Below are 1,270 nucleotides of genomic sequence, written 5' to 3' on the forward strand. Positions count from 1 at the left end.
GGCTTCTAGAGTTGAATTCACAAATCCTGTAAAAAAAGCGCCTAAAGGAATGGTAAAAATACCTGCTGGAAAATTTATGTGTAATAAATATTTGGTTGGAGATTCATTTATTCCTTACCCAGATGCTCCTACATTGGAAAATGAAAAAATCAGCATGCCTGCCTATTTCATGGATAAATATCCTGTGACAAATGCCCAATACAAAGAATTTATGGACGCCACGGGTTATAAACCGTCTGATGCCAATAATTTCTTGAAACATTGGGTTGGCGGTAAAATTGCTAGTGGACAAGAAAATTTCCCCGTAATCTATGTGTCTTACGAAGATGCCAAAGCTTATGCAAAGTGGGCTGGCAAACGTTTGCCTACAGAAATTGAATGGCAATATGCATCCCAGACAGAAAAGGGAAATGCCTGGCCTTGGGTACAAAATAAACCAATACAAAAAGTGGAAGAGTTTGTAACCAATACGTTGTCTGTTTGGAAAATTAAAGGTATAGACACAGATCGTTGTAATCTGGGAGATGGCAAACTGTATCCGGTGGGGAAATATCCTAAAGGGGCAAATCCTTATGGATTAGAGGATCTTACAGGCAGTGTTTGGCAGTTAACCAATGATTTATATGATAATGGAACATATCGTTATATCATGATGAAAGGTGGAAGTTATTTCTTGCCTTCATCTAGCTGGTGGTATGTGCAAGGGGGACCCCGTGAATTATTTTATCGTCAATATTTATTGCGTGTTTCAGAAGGTTTTGAACGTAATGCCACTGTGGGTTTCCGTTGTGTAACGGATGCTGCAAAATAGTAAAGTATACGGATTAATAAAGTTATTTGAATATGATTTGCTAAAGATAAAGTTGCAATGTCAAATCGGACAAAGTTATAGATTGAATTAGGCTATGAATGAGTTCGATTTGACAAATTTTTGAATAGCATGGGTTCAAAGTAAAAATTAAATTAATTAAAATGAATAATATTCTAAAATACAGTTCATTAGTAGCTATTGTATTGCTGTTCTCCAGTATGATCAGTCCTCCTGTTAAGGTAGCTTTGCTTGTGAATGGGAAACAAGAACAAACAGTTGAATATGCCGCTTTGCAGAAATTTTTCGACACACGTAAAGTCAGCTTCACTATTCAGAAAATTACTCTTGATGAAGTAATAAAGAATAAATTAGATCTTAAAAAATATCAGGTAGTATGGTATCACCGTCCCGATACTTTAGAAGTAACCCCTTCAGAAATTAAATTGGAGGGATCCATAA

2 protein-coding genes are annotated in these 1,270 nt (G+C 36.0%); both read left to right on the forward strand.

The window, feature by feature from the left end:
• On the forward strand, positions 1 to 811 hold an 811-nt coding region (locus AC1DND_RS28090), incomplete at its 5' end, for a formylglycine-generating enzyme family protein (protein ID WP_477586172.1).
• A 161-nt stretch (positions 812 to 972) separates the two neighbouring features.
• Positions 973 to 1,270 (forward strand): hypothetical protein (locus tag AC1DND_RS28095; protein ID WP_477586174.1); only part of this gene is annotated, 298 nt, incomplete at its 3' end.

Source organism: Pedobacter sp. 01N416, from assembly GCF_056399685.1.